The following is a 17932-nucleotide window of genomic DNA, read 5'->3' as shown; positions in this document are numbered from 1 at the left end:
GCACCTCATCGTATCGGTTATATAGGTTCATCATACCCGATAAGGATGGCGCCCGTCCAATTTTCCGCCAACGAAAACGGGCCTGCGACCGCAGGCCCGGATCGGCTTCCGCCGGTCACCAGTAGTATGGCAGCAGGGAAATCGCCACGAGACTCGCGAGCGGCAGCACGAGGCGATTAAAGCGTCTCGGGCGGTAAGGATAGAACGGCCCGAAGCCCGCGCCCGGGAAAAAAGAGCGCATGTGGTCCGCCGATCCCGGCACTGCCAGGCACAACCATTCATCGTCCACGTGTTCGACGATGCCGTCGTAGCAATACCCGTCCGAGCCTTGGACTTCCACGTAACGGTGCATATGGCTAAGGCACGTCTCTTTCGATATTTTGTAAGCCGCGGGTTTCGCCGCCGGCATCGCTGCCTGCGTTGCATACGGCATCTTCGCGGGCATTGCATACGGCATCTTCGCGGGCATCGTGACCGTCGGCTGGACGACCGGCTGGTTCGGTTGCTTGGGCTGATGGGCCGCAGGCTGAGAAGGTTTCGTCTTTTCCATGAGCCATTCCTCCTTGGGCGCTTTCCCCAACAGCATATGCTGGGATAGGCGAATGGCTACACGCAAGATGAAAATGGGCGCCTCGGAGCGGCGCCCATTCGCTTTAGCGAGACTTGCCGTATGCGAGATAAGCTTTGCCCGCCTCCGCCGCGCTCGGAATCCATTGTCCGCCCGCTTCCATCTGGCGGTAACCGGCCTCTCCGGTCAGCGGACGATAGGCGCCGAGTTTCTTCTGGACGTCAGCCGCGACGTCGCGAGCCAGCGTCAACGCTTCGACTTGTCGTTCGGTCAACGCGCCTTCGCGTTGGCCGACGCCGTCCAACGCGCCTCCTTCGCCGAAAATCCGGTTCGCGATTTCCGCGTAAGGCTTGATCGCTTCTTCGGCGGATTGTCCGGTCGCTTGGCGATCCGCGTCGGCGAACAAGACGATCGCTTCGCCCGCCGCGACTTTAGCGCCCCCGAGCAATTCGGCGGCTTTCACTTTGTCGGCCGTCGTCTTGGCGTTCAGCATGCCTTCCGCGCCGCCCTGCAGCCGATCCGCGAACATCTCGGCGAATCCGTACCGCTCGGCGATCCGCTGTCCCGTTTCCGTTTCGCGGGCTTGCCCGATCAGCAAGTTTTTCGAATAAAACACGATGATCAGCGTCATCATCACCATCATCATGATGAGGAGCACCGGCACCGTATACGATCTTTTGGCTTTGGTTTCGTCAGCCATGGCGATTCCTCCCGAATTGCGATAAATATGAATCAAACGAGCCGAACGGCTTGGCCGCCGTCGAAGAAATATACGTAGGCTTCCTTCAGCGGTTTCCCTACGATTCGCTCGACCGCCTCGCCGTACTTCTCCACTTGGAAACGATGCTTCTCCGCCGCTTCCTTCGCGCCCCCGCCCCGAAGCTCGTCCGTCTTGTAGTCTACGAGGACGAGTCCGCCGTCCTCGTCAAAAAGGCAATCGATGACCCCTTGAATAATGACCGTCTCCCCGCTGCCGAAGGGCATCGCTTTCGGATACGCGTCGGCCGCGTCCATCCCGAGCGTGAACGGAACTTCCCTCCACACTTTGGCCGACGCTCTCATCCGTTCGCACAGCGCCGATTCGCGGAATGCCGCGATCGAGGCATCATCGATGCCATGGCGCTGCTCTCCCGACAGAATCCGACGCTCCACGAGTCCGTCCAACAGGCCGGACACATGCTCCGAACGGAAATCCGGACCGAGAGGCAGATGCTGCATCGCCAAGTGATAGGCGGTGCCGCGTTCGGCAGCGGTCAGACGCTTCTCCGACATGAAGCGCGGACGCCTCAAGCGGAACGTCGATAACCGGTCCGGCGCGCCGTCTTCCGAAGTCGCTTCCCCGGCCATTCGTTCTTCCGCCGGATTATCGGGCAACGGTTCGACATAGAGCGCCGCTTCTCTGTTCTTCAGCGCGGTGACCGACGTCTTGGCGCCGACCTGCGTCGCGGGAACGTCGGCGTATTGCCAGGAGAGCGCCGACGCGATTCGCGACGCCTCGACGGCATCGCCCGATGCGACCGGCTCGCCTTTCGTCACGGCGTCCCAACGTTCGCGGTCGTCCGATGCCGCGTCGGTGTCGCCTTGAGCCGCGGACCGGGCGTATTCCGAAGATCGGACGACGCGGCATATCCATCTTGTCCCGGCATCATCCGAATCGCTCGCGAGCATCGCCGCCGGCCCCAGCCAGTCGAAATATTTGCCTGCCGCCGCGACCGCGTGGGCCGGCAAAGTCCCGTCAGCCATTTCGGCGGTTTCGTTCCATTGCGCCAATTGCTTGTCCGCGTCCTTGCTCGTTCCGACGAGGAACAGCTTTTCCTTCGGCCTCGTCAGCGCCACGTAGAGGACGCGCATCTCTTCCGCGAGCATCTCGGAGGCGAGTTTGCGCCGGATGGCGAGCTGCGGCAACGTCGGGTAAGTCACCCTCGTGTCTTCCTCGACGACTCTCGGCCCGAAGCCGAGCTTCTTATGCTTGAGGAACGCGCCGTTCAAATCCTGCCGGTTGAAATTCCTGCCGAGACCGGCCGCGAACACGACGGGGAACTCCAGCCCTTTGCTTCTATGGATGGACACGATGCGCACGACGTTCTCGCTTTCCCCCAGCGCGCGGGCGGCGCCGAGATCCGCGCCGGTATCCTTCATTCTTCCGAGGAAACGCAAAAACCGGAATAACCCGCGGAACCTGGACGAGCGCTCGTATTGCACCGCCCGGTTGACGAGAGCCCTCAAGTTCGCCTGCCGCTGGCCTCCGCCCGGCATGCCGCCGACGAAATCGTAATAACCCGTCTCGCGGTACAGCATCCATAGCAGGTCGCCAAGCGGCTCCCTTCTGGCGAAATCGCGCCAGCTTTCGAGACGGCCGACGAAAGCGGCGATTTTCCTTTCCGGCTCGCCGGAGCCTGGCGAAGCCGCGGCGGCGTTGACCGCTTCCCAGAACGAGCCGCCGCGCCGGGCGAGCCGGATGCGGGCGAGTTCCTCCGCGTCGAATCCGCCGATCGGGGAACGAAGCACGCCCGCCAGCGGAATGTCTTGATGGGGATTGTCGATGACGGATAGCAACGATAATAGGACGTCGACCTCGGTCGCCGCGAAATACCCCGTCGCCAAATCCGCGTAAGCCGGAATGCCGGCGGCCTTCAGCTCGTCGAGGAACGTCGGCGCGAGCGCCGATACCGCCCGCAGCAGAATGACGATATCGCGGTATTGCGCGGGACGGTACAGCTTCGCTTTGCCGTCGTAGACGGCGAACGGTTGTCCTCCTTCATCGGAGCCCTTGATCAGCTTGCGGATCTCGTCCGCGATGCATCTGGCTTCCAATTGCGCCGCTTCGAGTTCCTCCGTCTCGTCCGCCGCTTCCCCTTGCGCGGAACCGTCATCGGACTCCGCCGATGCGGCCGAGTCGCCATCTTCTTTCGCCGGCGCGGCGGCGTCCAGCACGATCATCTCCACCGCGTAAGGATTGTCGGCCGATGCCGTCGCCGGGGCTCCGTACGCTGTAATCGCCGCATCGGAAGGATACCCGTCTCCGTAGATCAACTCCGCCCTGCCGTCGTAGTCCATCTCGCCGACGGGCTCCCTCATGATCAGCCGAAAGACGTGGTTGACCGCGTTCAAGATTTCCCTTCGGCTTCGGAAGTTGCGCGCGAGGTCGATCCGCAATCCGTCGGCGTCCGATCGCGCCGGCGTTCCCGCGGACGAGCCGTCTCCGTTCTCGTCCGAATAGGCTTCGTATGTTTTGTATTTGCCCAGGAACAAGCCGGGCTCGGCGAGACGAAACCGATAGATGCTTTGCTTAACGTCCCCGACCATGAACACGTTGCCGGGATCCCGGCGCGCGATCAGAGAGACGATCGCTTCCTGCACCTCGTTCGTATCCTGGTATTCGTCCAAATAGATTTCCGAGAAGCGCTCGCGGAAACTTAACGCCGCAAGAGACGGCTCGCTAAGCTCGGGCGTAGAAGATGCGTCCCGCAAGATGCGCAGCGCGTAGTGCTCGAGATCTCCGAAATCGAGCAAGCCTTTGGCCCTCTTCGCCTGCTCGTAACGTTCTCCGAACGCGACCGCCAGCTCCGACAGACGAGACATATCCGGCGCGAGCGCGCGAAGCTCGGCCGCGTACTGCTCCGGAGAGCGGACGAGCCATTCTTCCGACAGCTTCGCGACCGACTTCTTGGCGTTGTCCCGCATGCTCTTGACCCTGTCGATCAAGGCGGAATCGTAATCGTCCCCTTTGCAAGGCTTCAGCCTGCCGAACGAGATGCCCGCGACCGCCGATTGCCAGCTTTCCCAATTTCCGCCGGTCAACGCCTCCGACGCCCGTTCGAGTCCGTCGATGTCCGCGAACAGCGTCTCGATATACGGTTCCGGCCCTCCCGGGCCGTGCGCGACGCGCAGCGCCGCCTTCAGCAGGCGAATCGTGCCGTCCAGCAGCAAGGAGGCATCGCGTCTAAGGGTGTCGACCCATAGCGAGCGAAGCAACGCGTCCGCTTCCGCATGGGAGAACTCCCCCGCTTGCATCCGGAGCCAATGCTCGGGCCAAGGATGGCTGCCCGCGAATTCGTGAAGCTCCAGCACGAGCTTATGCAGCGGCTCGTCGCTCCTCTCTCCGCCGAACCGGTTGGCGAGAGAGGAGAGCGCCCCCTCTTCCCCTTCTTCCGCGTAACGCTCTTCGAACAATTCGTCGAGCGTGTCCATGCGCAGCAGCTCGGCTTCGGTCTCGTTCGCCATGCGGAAACCGGGATCGAGCCCGATGAGCGGCGCGTACCGTTCGACCACTTCGAGGCAGAACGAATGCAACGTCGTCACCGCCGCCCGCGGCAGCAGCGCGATCTGCCTGCGCAGGTGCTTCGATTCCGGGCGATTCTCGAGCGCTTCTTCGAGCGCGTGGCGAATCCGTTCCTTCATCTCCGCCGCCGCCGCTTTCGTGAACGTGGCGACGAGCATCGCGTCGACGTCGAGAGGCTTGTTCTCGTCGGCGATCCGGGTAATCATCCGCTCGACGAGCACCGCCGTCTTGCCTGAGCCGGCCGCCGCGGCAACGAGCAAATGGGAGCCGTCCGCTTGAATCGCCGCCCATTGCTCGTTCGTCCAGCGGCTTCCTTCCGGCTTCCCGGGCCAACCGCTCTGCCGTTCGTTCGCCGTCATGCCGGTCATTCGGTTCCCCTCCCTTGTTCGCTTTCGCCCGATAGCCGTCTCCACAACTCGTCTCGGTCTGTCGTTTTTCTCAAAGTCTGATAAGCATTGCCTTCGACTTGGCTGTCGAAATGGCACACCGGACGGAAATCGCAAAACGTGCAAGGACTTCGCTTATCCAGCCGGTAAGGCGAGATGGCGACGTCGCCTTCGGTAATCCGCTTGCCGATCCGTCGGATTTGCTTGCGGACCGAGCCTCTGAGTACCGCCCATTCGGTAGGCGTCGCCACTTGCGAGCGCGCAGAGAACGTCCCGTCCTTCTTGAATTCGACGGGAACGACGACGGATTTGCCGCTATGGTTCAACGACTCGTCCATCAGCTTGACGGACTCCCCGTCAGAGAGCAAGAGACCTTGCATCCGGTATTGCCGCAGCAGCGCCTCGCGCGCCTCGTCCTTGGGCAAGCCGTTCGGCGTATGCAGGAACGGATTCTGCACGTGGAAATAGAGCACTCCCGCCGGTTCCGCCGGACGGCCGAGCCAGTGCGGGGCATGCGTGACGACGACGTCCAAATAAGTAAGCATCTGGAGCGATAGCCCGTGGGCGACTTCGTCCAGCTTCAACTTCATGGCGCTGGACTTATAGTCCATAATGCGCAGCAACAAGCCCGCCGAAGATTCGGCCGCGTCCACGCGGTCGATCTTGCCGGCGATGTCCATCCATCGCCCGTTTCCCAGCTCCAGGGACAACGGCGGCAGCAACCCTTGCGGCCCGAAATCGAGCTCCAACCCTACGGGCTTGAAGCTGGACAGCCCGGCATGGTTGCCGAGCACGGCCGACGCTTGCTTCACGATGTCGCGCAGCTTGCGGGCCATCACTTGATGGCGGTGCGTCGACAGCAGAATTTGCGATTGGACGCGAGGTAGCAGCTTGTCCACCGCGGCGGCGGCCTCGCTCTGCCAACGCGCGGCGTCGAGCCCCGCCGGGCCTTCCGCGAACAGCTTCTCCGTCGTTTGTCGTAGCGCCGCATGGAACAACTGGCCGATGTCCGGCGCATCGACCCGGAACAGCTTCCGCTCCCGCAGCTTCAGCCCGTGCGAAGCGAAGTGCTGGAACGGGCACGCGACGAAGCGCTCCATTCGCGAGACGCTCGCCAGCAGCCTGTCTCCGTAAAGCAACCGGCTCGTTTCCGCCGATAGCGGTTTTTCCTGGTTCGTATAATTCAAAGACGAGATGAGCGTGGACAGCTTGGATCGCCATTCGTCGCGTCCCGCCAGCCAGTTGTATACCGTCCACCAGCCGGGAGCGAGCGCTTCCCCCTGCTTCCAGCTTCTTAATCTCGCCAGAAGATGCGTCATCGCCCTTCCGGGTCTGACGGCGAAGCTCAGTTGCTCCGCCTCGCCCTGCGTCTCCGCGGGTTCCGCCGCCTCCGCTTGCACCGGGATACCCGGAAATCTCTTCCGCAGCTTGCCGATCCACTCCGAGGGCAGCAGACCTTGCCCTTCCTCGTCGGCGATCGGGTAGCTGATCCACAAATGGTCCGAAGCGGTCGTCAGCGTCAAATACGCCAAAAACTGCTCGTCCAGCAGCTTGCGGCGCGATCCGGGAGCCATTTTCATGCCCGAGGCCGCGAGCTTATCCCTTTCCTCTTCGGCAAGCAAGCCGTTCTCGGGAATCCGCATCGGCATGACGCCGTCGTTCGCGCCCAGCAAATAGACGATCCGGACGCGGTCCGAACGCGTTCTCTCCGGGCTGCCGACCAGCACGCCGTCCAGCGTCGGCGGCACCGCGCCCAACTTGAGCTCTTCGAGTCCCGCGTCCACCATCCCGGCGAACAACTGCGCGTCCGCGGCGTGGTCGCCCATCAGCTCGACGAGCTGATCCAGCAGCGTCATCGCCGCGTCCCAGAGCGGACGATGCGCGGCCGATTTCCCCGGCTTGCCTTCCGCCGCGTCGCTTTCCGCCCAGCTTTCCAGCATGTCGGCCGAGCCGGTCTCGTCCATGAAGTCGAACAAGCTCTCGCATTGCTCCCTGACGGATTCGGCGCGATCCATTCGCTCCTGAAGAGCGATCAACGGCTTCAGAAGGGCGTCCCGGACTTCTATCAGCCTCCGATGCTCTTCGTCGGGCTCGTCGTCCGCCGCCGTTCGTTCGTCCTCCAGATCACCCCGGAACAAAGGCCGCCACGATTGCTCGGATCGCCAGCGCCAGCCGTCGATGCCGACGGCGAGCGCGTAGTTCTCCAGCCGGTCGACCTCGTCGCGGGTTACGCGCCGGTCCGGCGTGCCGAGCAAGTCCGTTTTCGCGCAGCGGAACAGGGTTTCCGCCTTCCAGCCTCCGGTGACGCATTCCAGCGCCGAACGGATAAACTCCACGAACGGATGGTGGGAAACGCCGGCTTTGCCGTCCAAATAATAAGGAATGCCGTAATCGCCGAACACGGTGGCGAGCAAGTCGGCGTAGTCGTCCATTTTCCTGACGAACACCGCCATATCGCGCCAGCGCCCGCCCTGCTCCTTGACGCGCGACAGCATGTCGCGGGCGACGGCTTCCGCCTCCGCCCGGCGGTTCGCCGACGCGTGCAAGGAGAGACCGAAGCCCGACGATCCCGGCCGAGGTCCGGCGGATTCGTCCCAGCGCCGGCGATTGCTCCAATGGCGATCCAAGAAGGCTAGCGCCTCGTTATTCGAGAATCGGGGACCCGCGCCCCCGGCTTCGGAGGACAACTCGACGGCCGCTTCGATGCCGGCTCCCGTCGCTTCCGCCATTTCGCATAGCTGCGCGGACGTCTCCGCGGTCGGATGGAACAATTCCAGTTCGTCCGGTCTTTCCCCCGCTGCATAAAATCGGTCCAAGCAAAGCGCGACGCTCACCCGAGGCGCTTTGCGCAGAAGCGCTTCGACGACGTCGAATTCGGTCGGCGTAAAGCCGTGGAATCCGTCGACCCAGATTTCCGCGCCTTCGAGGAACGGCGCCGTCGCCGCTCCTTTGGCTAGCCAGCCGAGCATGTCCTCCCCGTCCAGCCAGTGGCCGGACAATTCCTTCTCCATGTCCGCGTAGACGAGCGACAAGTCGTGCAGCTTGTCCGCGAGCAACGCCGCCCGCGGGTCGCCGGAAGCCCGGCGGGCCGCCGCGGCCGCTTGATCGGCCAGCTTCGGGCTGTCGATGCCGTAACGCTTCATCTCCGTCAGCAGCCCGTTGATTCCCGTAATCAAGCCGTTCTCGGACTTGCCTCCCCGGTACAGGCGCAAACTTTCCCGGCGCGCCTCCAGAACTTTATGTAAGAGCATCGCTTTGCCGTTGTCGTGGATCGGCACGACGGCGGCGCCGCCGGTTTCCTGCATGACCCGGAAAGCGAGCCTGCGGAAGCTTAGCACCTGCGCCCTCATGAAGCCCGTCATTCCGGGCGTCGTCGCCATCGCGTATTCGGCTTGGAACGTCGCCTGCTCGGGAACGAGCAGCACGAGCGGAGGTCCGAGCGGGTCCCGTCGGATCTTCTCCCTGATTTCGTCCAATACGAATGTCGTCTTTCCGCTGCCCGAACGGCCCGTGATCAGCCTGAGCGACATGGAGCGCACCTCCTTCTGAATCTATCTTTTCCGACGAAAATCTCAACTTTTCCATTGTATCATAGGCGCCCCTTAGGCGCACAGGCGTTCGCTCAAACGACACAAATTGGATAAGGCGACGAATAAAAGAAGCTCGAGGGCTACTATGGCTAACGAAAAAGCCAAACAACCTGCAAATATGCAGGTTGTTTGGCTCGTATATTCAACGTTCAAGGACAACCTGCAAATATGCAGGTTGTTTACGGCTTTTCCAGCAAAACAGTCCATTTCGACTCAGCAAACTGCATTTTTGCAGGTTGAGTCGTTTTGACGATTTTTCACCGAATAAACTGCACTTTTGCAGGTTGTCGGAATTGATGCGCTTTGCTTTACGAAATATTCATATACCACTTCGTGCCGTCGTCGTACTTGAAGATAGCTGCGTCCGACCATAGCTCGACGTAAGCGACGTGTTTCCAGCGGCGCCGGAAATCCAAATCGTTCTTCAGAAGTCTCATCCGGCTGTCGAACCGGCTTCGGCTGCTCGGCGCCTTGGCCCGGTTATCGAGCGGCACCGCCCTTTTGCCGAACAAGATGACCTCGTTCACCATGCTACATCCCTCCCGTTTCCTTGCCTATGATCTAAAAGTAATCCGAAGGCGTTAGGAATGTTACCGGAGAGGGATGAAATTCCTTTGCCGAACGCTAACATTTTCTTAACGATTTGCCGTTCTTACAATTCTTTGCGGCTGCGAACCTCGAAAATGCCGAATTTCAAGTAATGGCCTTCTTCCACGCCGGCGAGCATCGGATGGTCTTTGCCCGCCCCGCGCCACTCGACGCGGCGGATAATCTTGCCTGCGTCTTTCGCCGCTTCCTGGATCGTCTCGAGGAACAGCTCCGGCCGAACGTGGTAGGAGCAGCTCGCGGTCACGAGATATCCGCCCTCGTTCAGCAGCTTCATCGCCTGCAGGTTGATATCCTTATACCCGCGGCAAGCGGCTTCGACCGCTCTCTTCGTCTTGGCGAAAGCCGGCGGATCGAGAATGATGACGTCCCACGTCCGTCCTTCGGAACCGAGCGGCTTGGACGTGTCCACCTTGGCGCCCGACGCCTTGGCGTTCGCCCTCGCTTGGCGTTCGTCGCGTCCCGAAACCTGGCCTCGCAAATATTCGAACGCGTCCGCCGCGACGAATTCGACGCGGTCGGTAAAGCCGTTGATCGCGACGTTATGGCGGGCCGTCTCCAAAGCGTGCTCGGAGATGTCGAGGCACGTCACCTTCTTCGCCCCGTAATCGCATGCGTGCAACGTGAAGCTTCCCGTATGGGCGAAGCACTCTAGCACGGTCGCGCCGTCCCAATAAGGGAACGTGACCAAGCCGCCGTTAGCGTTCACCGGCACCTTCGCCATCCCGCCTTCCGCCGTCTCTCGTTCCTCGAGCTTGATGCCGCTGCGCGCTCCCCAGCCTTTGATCAGCGGGGCGATGGACGCCCGGTTTTCCCGTTGGTCGAAGAAGTAGCCGGTCTTCTGTCCGCCTACGATATCGACTTGCACTTTGAGCCCGTTCTCCTCGATCTCGATATGCCGAGGACATTCCCCGTACAGGACGCCCGTCCGTTCTTCCAGCCCTTCCAGCACGCGGACGCCGACGTCGCTCCGCTCGTAGACGCCTTGCGGGGAGAACACTTCTATCAACGCTTCGAGCCACGCTTCCTTGGCGTTTTCCATGCCTAACGTCAGCACTTGGACGACCAAGACGTTCCCGAACCGGTCGACGACGAGGCCAGGAACGAAATCCGCTTCCCCGTACACGAGACGGCACGAGACGCTATCCCCCAGAAACCGGGTACGATGGACGGCCGCGCGTTCGAAACGCCGCTTGAAAAATTCGGCATCCATCTTCTCCAGCGGCTCGTACGACACGAGCCGCACGGTCATCTGGGAGGCCGGATTCCAATACCCCGTCCCCAAATACAGCCCGCGGTGATCTCTCACTTCCACGAGATCGCCCGGCGTCGCCTCGCCTTCCGTCTTCGCGATTTCGCTCGCGTATATCCAAGGATGGCCTTCCTCCAACCGAGGCCGCCTTCCTTTGTTCAACCATACCGCCGCTTGATTACCCATTCGCCGTCCACTCCTTCTCCGTTCATAAACTTGTCCTTAGCGCGCATAGTCATTAGGGGAGGTGCGCCTTATGTTCGCTCAATTGCTCGTCCCTTCCCTGCTCGGGTTCGCTTTGCTCCTGTCCGGCATGAAAGCGGTAGAGTCGTCCCTGCAACGTTGGGCCGGCCGCAAGCTAGCCGCCTGGATCTCCCGCTCTACCGCCACCCCGATCCGCGGCTTCGCCGTCGGAACGGCAGCTTCCGCGCTACTGCAGAGCAGCTCCGCCGTCACCGTCTTGACGATCGGCTTCGTCAACGCGGGCCTGCTGTCGCTGCCCCGAAGCTTCGGCATCATCCTCGGCACGAACGTGGGAACCTGCTTCACGACGGAGCTCATGGGCTTGCAGCTTCACCGCTACGGCTTGCCGTTGCTCGCCGTCGGCGCCGCTGGCTGGTTCGCGACGTACTTGCTCAACGAAGGCCGGGATTCATCATCCGCCCCTCGTCTTGCCCTTTCCTTGCGTTATATATCCGTCGCCCTATGCGGATTCGCGCTGCTGCTGATCGGCTTCAAGCTGCTGCAAGGCATCGGCCCGGCCATGAGGGACAACGGCGCCTTCGACATGCTCATGAACCGCACGAACGACGCCTGGATATGGGGCTTGCTCGGAGGGGCGGCGCTTACCGCGCTCGTCCATTCGAGCGCCGCCGTCATCGCCATGAGCATGGGACTCGCGGCAACTGGCGCGCTGAGCCCGGAAGCCGGCATCGCCATCGTCCTCGGCTCGAACGTCGGAACCTGCTTCACCGGCCTCGTCGCCTCGCTCGGAGGCGGCAAAGGAGGCCGCTTCGTCGCCCTCTCGCAGCTCGCGTTGAACGTCGGCGGCGCGCTGCTGTTCTTCCCGCTTGTCGGCGCGCTTCATTCGGCCGCCGCCTGGATCGCACCGACGGACCCGTCCGCGCAGATCGCCCACGCGCAGACGATCTTTAACGTCGCTTGTTCCCTCATCGCGCTCCCGATCGCCTACCTGCCTAAATTCCGCTGACGATGGCGACGCCCGCGCTGCTGCCGATGCGCCCGGCTCCGGCCCGAAGCAACGCGATCGCCGCATCCGCCGTGCGAATGCCGCCCGCCGCCTTGACGCCCATGCGGGCCGATAGCTCCCCCCGAAGCAGAGCGACGTCGCCGGCGTTCGCCCCGGATCCCGCGAACCCGGTCGACGTCTGCACGCAATCGGCGCCGGCCGCCTCCGCGATCCGCGCGGCGAGCCGTTTCTCCTCGTCCGTCAGCAGCCCCGTTTCCAACACGACTTTCACGAGGGCGCCTCCCTGCACGGCGAGGACGACGGCGGCGATATCCCGCTCCACCGCGTCCCGGTCCCCGTCCTTCAGCTTGCCGATCGCCATGACCATATCGATCTCCGAAGCGCCGTCGTCGAGGGCGGCGCCCGCTTCGAACGCTTTCGCCCTCGTCGCTTGCGCCCCGAGAGGAAAACCGACGGCCGCGCTCACCTTCACGCCGGTGCCGCCCAGCCTCTCCCGGCATAATCGGACCCATCCGCCGTTAACGCAGACGCTGCGGAAGCCGAAAGCGGCCGCTTCCTCGCATCGGGAAGCGATCTCGCGCGCTCCGGCGTCCGCGGTCGCGACCGTATAATCGATATAAGGGGCGAGCTGCGCGTCCGGATGCCAATCCGGAAACGGATGCCTATCCCGCATGAGCTTCACCTCGGAACATTTTTTCGAAACGCGCCTCTTTACTCGCTTTCCAGCCCAAGCTTCTCGTAAGCGAGCCGAAGCACTTCGTCGTTATTATCGTATCCCGAATCCCGCTGCAATCTCCACGCCTCGGAAGGCTCGTACCATTCGACGCCCGCGATCTCCTCGATCTGCGCGCGCAACGGTCCCTCTTCGGCCTCGACCAAATAATAATGCACTTCCTTGCGGACTTGGCCCAGTTCCCGGTGATCGTAGACGTAGGAGATTTCCTGGAGAGGAGCAACGATTCGTCCCGCTATGCCCGTCTCCTCGTCGATTTCCCGAAGCGCGGTTTGCTCGATCGTCTCGCCCGGCTCCATCTTCCCTTTCGCGAGCGTCATCCGACCGAACCGGTCTTTGATTAATTGAATCTCCGTCTTGCCTTCCCTGACTCTATATACGACTCCGCCCGCCGATATTTCCCGATGCATCGTCCGTTTCCCCTTTCGAGCGCCTATGTATAGGAAAAAGACTTCGCCCCGGAGGCGCGGAACGCTCCCGCGATCCCCCGGCGGTGAAATCTTTAGCCCGTTGCCTTTATGCTTGCATCGCTACCGGACGGGACGTCTCGGCCGTTCCGCGGTTGTCCGCGGCCAGCACCTCGAGCAGCTCGCCCTTGCATTCGTTGACGCCGGAATCCGTCACCCGCACGCGGCACAACGCGCCGATCAGGGAGGGGTCTCCGCGGAAAACGACTTGAATGTAGTTGTCGGTGTACCCGGAAAGCAGCCCTTCGCCTTCCGCGCCCTTCGCTTCGCGCTCCGGAATGACGTCGAGCTCGCGGCCGACCCACTCGCGGCCGTACGCCGCCTGCATCCGCTCGGATAATTCGATCAGCTTATGCACGCGCTCGTGCTTCAGCTCCTCGTCCACTTGTTCGTCCATGCGCGCCGCCGGCGTCCCCGTCCGCTTGGAATACGGGAACACGTGCATTTCCGCGAACTTCATCTGTTCCATGAACTTGTAGCCGTTCTCGAACTGCTCTTCCGTCTCGCCCGGGAACCCGACGATGACGTCGGTCGTAATGGCGACGCCCGGCATCGCTTCGTGAAGCAGGCGGATTTTCTCCGCGAACTCCGCCGTCGTATATTTGCGGCGCATCCGCTTGAGGATCGCGTCGTCGCCCGCTTGAAGCGGAATGTGCAGATGGCGGCACATTTTCGGAGAGCCGTTCAGAACCGCGATCATCTTCTCGTCGATCTGGCTCGCTTCGATGGAACTGATCCGAATGCGCTCCAACCCGTCGATCTTATCGAGATCGGCCAACAGATCCGCCAATCGGTAGTTCTCGAGATCGTCCCCGTAACCGCCCGTATGGATGCCCGTCAGCACGATTTCCTTGTAGCCGGATTCGACGAGCTGCCTGGCTTGGTTCAGCACGCTTTCCGGCTTGCGGCTGCGGGACAGTCCGCGCGACCACGGAATGATGCAGAACGTGCAGAAGTTGTTGCAGCCTTCTTGAATCTTGAGGAACGCCCGCGTGCGCTCAGAGAAGTCGGGAACGTCGAGTTCCTCGAATTCGCGCGTCTTCATGATGTTGCGGACGGCGTTGACCGGTTTGCGATCGGCTTGAATATCGCCTACGAACGACATCAGCTTCTCCCGGTCCTGCGTGCCGATGACGAGATCGACGCCCGGAATGGCCATGATCTCCGCGGGAGACGTCTGCGCGTAGCAGCCCGTTACCGCGATGACGGCGTCCGGGTTGCGGCGCACGGCTCTGCGGATGATTTGGCGGCTTTTCTTGTCGCCCGTGTTCGTGACCGTGCACGTATTGATCAAATACACGTCGGCCTTCTGCTCGAAGTCGACCTGCTCGTAGCCTTCGTTCTTGAACAGCTGCCAGATCGCTTCCGTATCGTAAAAGTTGACCTTGCAGCCCAGCGTATAAAATGCCACGTTCGGCATGTTCTAGTTTCCTCCCAACTCTCCGGACTCGTAAGCGAGGCAAGCGAGCGCGTATAACGCCGCCGTCTCCGTCCGCAATATTCTCGCTCCGAGCCCGATCGGTATCGCGCCGGCCGCCGCCGCTTCGTCGGCTTCCTTCGGATCGAACCCGCCCTCGGGTCCGACGACGACCATCACCTTCGGGGCGTCCGGCTTCGCGTAACTTCCCTTGAAAGCCGAGAGCGCGTTCTTCAATCCGCCCCCGGAGCGTCCTTCTTCCTCGTAGCAGAACAGCACGAGATCTTGTTCACCCGCCGACTTCAACAAAGCCTTCCACGAAACGACGGAATCGATGCGCGGCACGACGCTGCGGTGGCTTTGCTCCGCCGCTTCCTTTGCGATTTTGCGCCACCTGTCGACCCGTTTCGCTTCCTTGCGTTCGTCGTATTGGACGACCGTTCTCTTCGACAGGAACGGAACGAACGCGATCGCGCCCGCCTCGGTTCCTTTCTGGATGACCGTCTCCAGCTTGTCTCCCTTCGGGAGGCTTTGCGCGACCGTTACCCGCCAAGCCATCTCCGCGTTCGACGCGAGCCGTTCGATAATTTCCGCCCGAACGAGTTCCTTGTCGACCGACGAGATCTTCGCGAGCACGTCGCGGCCCGTTCCGTCGCAGGCGACGAAACAGTCTCCCGGCTTCGATCTCATGACGGCGGCCGCATGCCTGGCGTCGTCGCCCTCGAGCGTGACGGTATGCTCCCCCATCTGCGCCTCCGGCACAAAATAACGCTGCATTTCCGTATAGCCTCCCGTCGTTGCTCCGTCCTCTATCATAACGCGTCGCGGATGCCCGCGCCACCAGTCAATGCTGGCATTTTCAGCTTGCGTAGAACATGCTGCCGCCGAACAAGGCGTCCAACAACCGCACCATATTTTCGAAAATCGGATACCATTGATCGAGCAAAGGACCGATCGTCATGTTGCGCAATTGCGGAATGAAAATGATGAGCAAGAAGATGAACGTCGTCCATTGCGAATATTCCATGATTTTGATCCGCCAGCGGACCGGCAGGAATTCTTCGATAATCCGGTAACCGTCAAGAGGAGGAATCGGAATCAAATTAAATAAGAACAAGCTCAAGTTGATCGTGATCCAATACGTGGTGAAAATCCACATCTGGTCCGATAATCCATCGATGACGTTAATCGAATGAAGGAGTTCCAAGACGAACAGCATCAGAAAAGCGAGCAGCAAATTGCTGATCGGTCCGGCCGCTGACACGGCGATGCTCATGAACTTCGGGTTCTTGAACCGGCTCCGGCGAACCGGCACCGGCTTCGCCCAACCGAAGCCGCCGATGAGCAGGAACAGCATCCCGATCCAATCGAGATGGGCCATCGGATTCAGCGTAACCCGGCCTTCGTTGTAGGCCGTGTCGTCTCCGAATCTCCAGGCCGTCCAAGCGTGCGCGAATTCGTGCACGCTGAACGCGACGAGCATGACTAAAATAATAACAGGCAGATGCTCGAACTTGAACCAAAATATGTCCATCAGCCATCCCCCTTAGGTTTGCCGGCCACGAACGCGATCCACTCTTCTTGGCGGAGCACTTCGATAATTTCGAAGCCCGCGGCGAGCAGACCCGCTTCCACGATCAGCTCTTTGTTCTTGTAAATGCCCGACGTAATATAGATACCGCCCGGCTTAAGTACTTCCATGACGTCCCCGATGAACAACAAAATGATTTCCGCGAGGATATTCGCGACGACGATATCGACCGGCGGCTTGACGCCGTCATCCGGACGCGCGTTTCCTTCGTTCAGAATGCCGAGCAGATCGCTCAGCTTCGTCTCGACGTCGTCCGCGTAGCCGTTCAGCGCGACGTTCTCGCCGGCCACCTTTACCGCCATCGGATCCAGATCGAGCGCCAGCACCTTCGAAGCGCCGAGCTTCATCGCGCCGATCGCGAGCACGCCGGACCCTGTGCCGACGTCGATGACGGTCTCTCCGCCGTCGATGGCCCGATCGAGCGCCTTCAAGCAAAGCGATGTCGTCGGGTGCGTCCCCGTGCCGAACGCCATGCCCGGGTCGATATCGATGATGAGCTCGCCTTCCCGGGTCGGCTCGTAGTCCTCCCACGTCGGCTTGATCGTCAGCCTCTCCGTTATCGGCACCGGCTTGAAGTATTGCTTCCAAGCATCCGCCCAATCGTCTTCGTGCACGTCGCCGATCGAGATCGCGAACTCTCCCGCATCGTAGCCGAATTCCGGCAGGCCGACTAGCAACTCCTTCAATTGATCGGCGATCGGCTTCATTTCCGTGTCCTCCGAGAAATACGCCTTGAACAACGCGTAACCCGGCCTAATATCGTTAGTCGGCGTGTCGTGCAGTTCTCCGTAAGCGTCGTTCCGCGGTTTGTCCGCCGACCAAGCTTCTTCTACCGAGACGCCTCCCGCCCCTAGCTCCGTTAAGTAATGCGTTACCATCTCTTGGGACGTCTCCGTCGCAAGAACGGTCAATTCATGCCAGCGCAACCGAATTTCCTCCCCTGATGCTTCCATGCCCGTAATGCTCCCATTATACAGGAAGCCGGCAAAAAATAAAAAGCATCGCGCTAAGGGCGCGATGCCCGACGATCAGGGTGGATATGCACTATGCGCGAACGCCATTTACAGTATGCGGCCGCCCGCTTGCTCGATAACGGCTCTCGCTTGTTCCCTCGCTTTGTCCGGCACGTTGGCCGACAGCGTGAAAGCGATGGCGTTGCCCGCGAAGCCGGTCGCCGTCAGCCCGATTTCCTCGGCGAATTCCGCGCTGGCGTCGGCCAAGTCCGTTTCCGACCCGAACGCTTCCCCCGCGGTAGCGCGGGACAATCGAAAGCGGTCGCTTCTAAGCGCGGCTAGCTTACGAATGGCGGATTCGGCCTGGTCTTGCGTCTCGAATCCGGCATGCAGCGCTTGCATGTCCACCGGCTAATCCCCCTCGGCCCGTCGATCCGCTTGCGCCGCGCGCTCCGCCGCTTCCCGGTCATCCGAATCCGCCATTTCTTCGCTGAATTCGACGTCCTCCGCCGACGCGGTCGGCAATTCCTCTTGCTGCTTATTCAAATTAGCCAATGTCATTCCTCCCGTTTCGCGCCGTTCCAGACAGCCTCCGGCATTCTTCTATCGTTCTCTCCTCTCCGCCCGCTTATTCGCGACGGGACAGTCGATCTAAGAAAGACCGGAGGCTTTGCCTCCGGTCCTTTTACTTTTGGCGGATTTCCATAATGAAGCAATCATACCCATGGCCCTTGTTACTCTCGGGGTCGACCGATCCGACATCCCAGTTCCTGCCTGCGGCTGTTCGCGAAAATGGTCGAGTAGGCGGGGCCTCTCCTATCATGGATTGCGCCCCCTACCCCTCACAGATCCGTACGTGCGGGTTTCCCGCATACGG

General features: G+C 61.3%; 15 protein-coding genes. 1 reads left to right on the top strand and 14 read right to left on the bottom strand.

What is annotated here, in order from left to right; genetic code table 11:
* Nucleotides 1–115 precede the first annotated feature (115 nt).
* From ACFPPD_RS00075 to ACFPPD_RS00050, 6 genes are all read right to left on the bottom strand, one after another.
* Nucleotides 116–550, bottom strand: coding sequence for a hypothetical protein (locus ACFPPD_RS00075; RefSeq protein WP_378080951.1), 435 nt, complete (start codon nt 548–550; stop codon nt 116–118).
* A gap of 103 nt (nt 551–653) precedes the next feature.
* The gene (locus ACFPPD_RS00070) at nt 654–1268 is read right to left on the bottom strand and encodes a hypothetical protein (RefSeq protein ID WP_209747457.1); all 615 of its coding nucleotides are present in this window, start codon (nt 1266–1268) and stop codon (nt 654–656) included.
* Between the two features lie 32 nt (nt 1269–1300).
* Complete coding sequence (gene addA / locus ACFPPD_RS00065) at nt 1301–5218, bottom strand: helicase-exonuclease AddAB subunit AddA (protein WP_209747455.1); 3918 nt, start codon at nt 5216–5218, stop codon at nt 1301–1303.
* Nucleotides 5215–8766, bottom strand: a complete 3552-nt coding sequence (gene addB / locus ACFPPD_RS00060) for a helicase-exonuclease AddAB subunit AddB (RefSeq protein ID WP_209747453.1) — start codon at nt 8764–8766, stop codon at nt 5215–5217. The genes addA and addB overlap by 4 nt, the downstream gene beginning before the upstream one ends.
* A gap of 368 nt (nt 8767–9134) precedes the next feature.
* Complete coding sequence (locus ACFPPD_RS00055) at nt 9135–9356, bottom strand: hypothetical protein (RefSeq protein WP_209747451.1); 222 nt, start codon at nt 9354–9356, stop codon at nt 9135–9137.
* 122 nt (nt 9357–9478) lie between these two features.
* On the bottom strand, nt 9479–10870 hold the full coding sequence (locus ACFPPD_RS00050; protein WP_209747449.1) for a class I SAM-dependent rRNA methyltransferase: 1392 nt from the start codon (nt 10868–10870) through the stop codon (nt 9479–9481).
* A 70-nt stretch (nt 10871–10940) separates the two neighbouring features.
* Between ACFPPD_RS00050 and ACFPPD_RS00045 the strand changes: the two genes are divergently transcribed.
* Nucleotides 10941–11894, top strand: coding sequence for a Na/Pi cotransporter family protein (locus ACFPPD_RS00045; protein ID WP_209747447.1), 954 nt, complete (start codon nt 10941–10943; stop codon nt 11892–11894).
* On the opposite strand, the gene deoC is transcribed toward ACFPPD_RS00045, so the two are convergent.
* The 8 genes from deoC to ACFPPD_RS00005 all read right to left on the bottom strand — a co-directional run bounded on the left by deoC (nt 11881) and on the right by ACFPPD_RS00005 (nt 17610).
* Complete coding sequence (deoC, locus tag ACFPPD_RS00040; RefSeq protein ID WP_209747445.1) at nt 11881–12567, bottom strand: deoxyribose-phosphate aldolase; 687 nt, start codon at nt 12565–12567, stop codon at nt 11881–11883. The two genes, ACFPPD_RS00045 and deoC, sit on opposite strands and share 14 nt — an antisense overlap.
* A 38-nt stretch (nt 12568–12605) precedes the next feature.
* Nucleotides 12606–13037, bottom strand: a complete 432-nt coding sequence (locus ACFPPD_RS00035) for an NUDIX hydrolase (RefSeq protein ID WP_209747442.1) — start codon at nt 13035–13037, stop codon at nt 12606–12608.
* A gap of 106 nt (nt 13038–13143) precedes the next feature.
* Complete coding sequence (mtaB, locus tag ACFPPD_RS00030) at nt 13144–14514, bottom strand: tRNA (N(6)-L-threonylcarbamoyladenosine(37)-C(2))-methylthiotransferase MtaB (protein WP_209747440.1); 1371 nt, start codon at nt 14512–14514, stop codon at nt 13144–13146.
* A 3-nt stretch (nt 14515–14517) separates the two neighbouring features.
* Nucleotides 14518–15288 carry a 16S rRNA (uracil(1498)-N(3))-methyltransferase gene (locus tag ACFPPD_RS00025; RefSeq protein WP_209747438.1) on the bottom strand — a complete coding sequence of 257 codons (771 nt, stop codon included), beginning with the start codon at nt 15286–15288 and terminating at the stop codon, nt 14518–14520.
* Nucleotides 15289–15370: 82 nt separating this feature from the next.
* Complete coding sequence (locus ACFPPD_RS00020; RefSeq protein WP_209747436.1) at nt 15371–16045, bottom strand: site-2 protease family protein; 675 nt, start codon at nt 16043–16045, stop codon at nt 15371–15373.
* Complete coding sequence (gene prmA / locus ACFPPD_RS00015; RefSeq protein ID WP_209747756.1) at nt 16045–17028, bottom strand: 50S ribosomal protein L11 methyltransferase; 984 nt, start codon at nt 17026–17028, stop codon at nt 16045–16047. Before prmA ends, ACFPPD_RS00020 begins: the two co-directional genes overlap by 1 nt.
* 135 nt (nt 17029–17163) lie before the next feature.
* The gene (locus ACFPPD_RS00010; protein WP_209747434.1) at nt 17164–17463 is read right to left on the bottom strand and encodes a hypothetical protein; all 300 of its coding nucleotides are present in this window, start codon (nt 17461–17463) and stop codon (nt 17164–17166) included.
* Nucleotides 17464–17466: 3 nt separating this feature from the next.
* A complete protein-coding gene (locus tag ACFPPD_RS00005) occupies nt 17467–17610 on the bottom strand; it encodes a YfhD family protein (protein ID WP_378080944.1) in 144 nt (47 codons plus the stop codon).
* Nucleotides 17611–17932 lie beyond the last annotated feature (322 nt).

This window comes from Cohnella suwonensis, assembly GCF_042655365.1.
Taxonomy (GTDB): Bacteria; Bacillota; Bacilli; order Paenibacillales; family Paenibacillaceae; genus Cohnella; species Cohnella suwonensis.
This window is presented reverse-complemented; position numbering and strand designations above follow the sequence as displayed.